Source organism: Flavobacterium macrobrachii (genome assembly GCF_014486675.1).
GTDB lineage: Bacteria > Bacteroidota > Bacteroidia > Flavobacteriales > Flavobacteriaceae > Flavobacterium > Flavobacterium macrobrachii.
Window position 1 is genome coordinate 1 of record NZ_JACTAC010000120.1, and the last position, 4,282, is coordinate 4,282.

Annotated in this window: 3 protein-coding genes and 1 pseudogene; 1 reads left to right on the forward strand and 3 read right to left on the reverse strand. The window is 33.8% G+C overall.

Going from position 1 to position 4,282, the window contains the following annotated elements:
* The 3 genes and pseudogenes from IAI56_RS15270 to IAI56_RS15280 all read right to left on the reverse strand — a co-directional run.
* Window positions 1–1,227: pseudogene (locus tag IAI56_RS15270) on the reverse strand (hypothetical protein); the annotation flags it as partial.
* 148 nt (window positions 1,228–1,375) lie between these two features.
* On the reverse strand, window positions 1,376–2,629 hold the full coding sequence (locus tag IAI56_RS15275) for an aspartate kinase (protein WP_187658684.1): 1,254 nt from the start codon (window positions 2,627–2,629) through the stop codon (window positions 1,376–1,378).
* Entirely contained in the window at window positions 2,629–3,102 is a 474-nt protein-coding gene (locus IAI56_RS15280) for a GNAT family N-acetyltransferase (RefSeq protein WP_187658685.1), read from the reverse strand. The genes IAI56_RS15275 and IAI56_RS15280 overlap by 1 nt, the downstream gene beginning before the upstream one ends.
* 107 nt (window positions 3,103–3,209) lie before the next feature.
* Here IAI56_RS15280 and fbp point away from each other — a divergent pair, with 107 nt between their 5' ends.
* The gene (gene fbp / locus IAI56_RS15285) at window positions 3,210–4,217 is read left to right on the forward strand and encodes a class 1 fructose-bisphosphatase (RefSeq protein WP_187658686.1); all 1,008 of its coding nucleotides are present in this window, start codon (window positions 3,210–3,212) and stop codon (window positions 4,215–4,217) included.
* Window positions 4,218–4,282 lie beyond the last annotated feature (65 nt).

Here is a 4,282-nt window from a genome sequence, read left to right on the forward strand (position 1 = left end):
ATCTGAATACGTATCGAGATAAGCCGATGGCGCATTCATCAAATTCACATTATCGCCGGCATTTTTTAAAACTTCAACTTGTTCCGAAGATAAATTTTGTTGCAACGGTTGATTTTTTACATCATTTTCAGAATATAAATATCCGCCTAAACTCCATTTTTTAGCTTCGTGATTTGCTCCAGCATAGGTTACAAATCGCGTGTAACTTCTATCAGAATATTGATACTCGATAACAATACGCATTTCGGAAGTAATAGGAAAAAGCGATGTGAAAGTAATTTCGCCAGCGTTATAATCAATGATATAATCGTTGTTTTCTCCACGTTTTTTTAGAATTCCGTTGACGTAAACTCTTTCTGAACCCGAAATTACCAAAACAAACAATTCGCCATTATTTCCTCGCAGTTTATATGGACCTTGATTTCCTTCTTGTCCAGTGAACGAACTTCTAGCATATTGTCCGCGAACCAAAGCTGCCGAAGCAAAAATATCGGTTTTGTTTTCTTCGCCACCAAAGGTAAAATGTGTAGAAAGTCCTTGTACTTTTTTATTGAAATTTAGAAAGCGTGATTGTCTGTTTTCAAGAAATAAATCTCCAGCACGAATATTCCATTTATCGGTAAACAATTCGATGAAAATTTGGTCAAATTCATCTAATTTTTGAGAATAACCGCCATCTTGCAACGGAATATTGCTGTCTTGAATAGAAGCACGAAGTGAAACTTTATCGGAAATTTTTCCGGTGATTTGTAAATCCAGATTGGAGTTTACCGTTGCGTTTTGGTTATTTCCAACCGTTACGCCACGAGTTATACTTCCAGAAGTGTTTAGTCCGTCGAAAGGGACAAATTTTTTAACCGAGCGATTGACTTTATATAAATTTCCTTCTTCGTTGGGAACAATTCGGTCTTGGTCATAAATACTATAGGTTTTGGTTAAAAAATCGGGATATTTTAGGTATTGAACGGTTATGCTGTCTTTCGCAGTAAATCCGTTTTTGAAGAGTAGTTTTCCTTTTTTGAAATCGATTTTATAAAAAGAAGTATCAATTGGCGTTCCATCTGCAAGCTGCATTTTGAAAAACCCCGAATTGATACTTACTTTTTCGATACTAATTGTGTCGGCAGAAACGGCAACTTTTTTAGTTTGATACAACGAAGTTTTTTCCTGAGCCGAAAGCTTGGAAAACCCAACGAAGATTATCAATAAAAAAAGTTTTTTTAGCATACATACTTATAACGTAAAAAAGCTATTTTGAGTATAAAAACAACACTAATTCAAATATTTAAAAACCATTAAGAAATTAAGAAAATTAAGTTCCAACTCTAAATGAAACTTAATTTCTTAATGGTTTTGTTTTTTTTCATAAATGTTTCTACTCTTTAGTAACCAATTGCATCGTTTCTCTAGAAATTTGTTTCACCAAAACATTTTTACCATTTTCAACAATTTGTGCTGCTTTTTCGTCAAAATGACGAATGGTATAAAGCGAAACATCTTCATTGTAAGCCACTTTGAATTTTTTAGAAAGGATATTTTTCAATTCGCCAAAATTACCAAACTTGTCTTCTACACAAACTGAGAAACTAATTGCTGAGTTTTGAATTAAGCTTACTTTGATTTTATATTGATGGAACAAGGCAAAAATCTCACTGATATTTTCTTCCATGATGAATGAAAAATCAATAGACGAAAGCGAAATCAACAACTGATTTTTCTTTACGATAAAACATGGCGTTTGTGGTTCTAAATCAGCGCCTTTTGAAACACTTGTTCCTGGCAACAAAGGATTGACAAACGATTTTACAAAAAGCGGAATCTCTTTTCTCTGTAATGGTTGCAATGTTTTTGGATGAATAACCGACGCGCCATAAAACGCTAATTCGATTGCTTCGCGATAAGAAATTTGATTTAACAAAACCGCATTTTCAAAATATCTTGGATCGGCATTTAAAACTCCAGGAACATCTTTCCAAATTGTTACACTTTCGGCACTTAAACAATAGGCAAAAATTGCTGCTGTATAATCAGAACCTTCACGACCTAAAGTAGTTGTGAAATTATTTTCATCAGAACCTAAAAAACCTTGTGTGATATTGAGCGCTTTTTTCTTTATTCCTTTTGAAATAAATTGTTGTGTTTTTTCCCAATCAACATTTGCATCACGGTAATTATTGTCCGTTTTGATGAAATTTCTAACATCAATCCAATTATTTTTTAAACCTGCATGATTGAAATAATGACTTACAACTGTAGTCGAAATAATTTCGCCATAACTAACTACTTGGTCATAAACAAAGCTGTAATTAGGCGATTTATTGCTTCGAATGAAATATTCCAAATCAGCAAAATGACTGTTCACGGCATAAAAAACATCGTGTTCTTCGTCGTCAAACAAGTCCATCAAAATTTGGTTGTGGTATTTTCGAACTTCTTGTAACGAAGCATGAAGTTCGTTGGACTTTTCGAAATAATTCTTGATTACTGTTTCTAAAGCGTTTGTGGTTTTTCCCATAGCGGAAATTACTAAAAGCGTGTCTTCATGACCAACTTTTTCTAATACGCTAAATACATTTTTAATACCATCAGCATCTTTAACTGATGCACCACCAAATTTGAAAATTCTCATTATAAATTAGTTAAAAATTCATTTATTCCTTGTTCATCCATTTGGACTACGCGCCAATCGTCTAGAATTTTTGCGCCTGACTTTTTGTAAAAATTAATTGCCTGAATATTCCAGTCTAAAACTGCCCATTCTACTCGGCGGACATTGTCTTTTTTTCCTTGTTCTATTATTTTTGAATACAATGCAAAACCAATTCCCGAACCACGCATTTTTTCTTTCACAATTAAATCCTCCAAATGAATAGTTTTACCTTTCCAGGTCGAATAGCGATAATAATAAAGTGCTATACCAACAATTTCGTCATTTATCTTAGCAATAAAAGTGTGAAACAAAGGAGTTTCTCCAAAACCATCTTTTTCTAAATCGGAAACGGTAACTACAACAGCATCAGGTTCTTTTTCGAAAGTAGCTAATTCTTGAATGAGTTCAAGAACGGCTTTCATGTCTTTTTTTTCTCCTTTACGGATAATCATTTTAAAAAAATTTGGAACAAAAATACAATTAATAATTTCTTCTTGAAAGCGCTTTTTTCTTTAACAAATTTATCGATATTTGCAAAACTAACTACAACGATTTCGTAATGGAAGAACGCAACAAAACTCTGGGTGAATTTATCATCGAAAAACAATCTGAATTTCAATATTCTTCGGGAGAATTATCTCGAATTATCAATTCCATTCGATTAGCGGCAAAAGTCGTAAATTATAAGGTAAATAAAGCTGGACTTGTTGACATAGTTGGTGCAGCAGGCGAACAAAATATTCAAGGCGAAGACCAACAAAAATTAGACGTTTATGCTAATGAAATTTTTATTCAAACATTAATCAACCGTGAAATTGTTTGTGGCATTGCTTCAGAAGAAAACGATGATTTCATCACCGTTGCCGGCTCTGATAAAAGTCACAGTAGTAAATACGTCGTTTTGATGGATCCGCTTGATGGTTCGTCTAACATTGACGTAAATGTTTCGGTTGGAACGATTTTTTCGGTTTTTAGAAGAAAAACTCCTGTTGGAACTCCAGTAACAATTGAAGATTTTCTTCAGCCTGGAACACAACAAGTGGCTGCGGGTTATGTAATTTATGGAACTTCAACCATGTTAGTTTATACAACTGGTCATGGCGTAAACGGTTTTACCTTAAATCCTGCAATTGGAACATTTTATCTTTCGCATCCCAATATGCAATTTACCAAAGATGGAACCATTTATTCCATCAACGAAGGAAATTATGTTCATTTCCCGCAAGGAGTAAAAGATTATATCAAATATTGTCAATTAGAAGAAAACGACAGACCTTATACTTCTCGATATATTGGAAGTTTGGTTTCCGACATTCACAGAAATATGATAAAAGGCGGAATTTATATTTATCCAACAAGTCACAAAGCTCCAAACGGAAAACTACGTTTGTTATATGAATGCAATCCAATGGCATTTATTGCCGAACAAGCTGGCGGAAAAGCTTCGGATGGTTTTGGACGAATTATGGAAATCCAACCTACAGAATTACATCAACGCGTACCGTTTTTCTGCGGAAGCTATAATATGGTAGAGAAAGCTGAAGAATTTATGGCGAAATACAAATAACAAAAAAACTCCCGATTTGAACATGCCCCAAAAAGTTAGACACTATTTGGGGCATTTTTTATGAG

Coding starts and splice junctions, on each gene's coding strand:
- IAI56_RS15275 (WP_187658684.1), bottom strand. CDS start 2,629: ATGAGAATTTTCAAATTTGGTGGTGCATCAGTTAAAGATGCTGATGGT.
- fbp (WP_187658686.1), top strand. CDS start 3,210: ATGGAAGAACGCAACAAAACTCTGGGTGAATTTATCATCGAAAAACAA.
- IAI56_RS15280 (WP_187658685.1), bottom strand. CDS start 3,102: ATGATTATCCGTAAAGGAGAAAAAAAAGACATGAAAGCCGTTCTTGAA.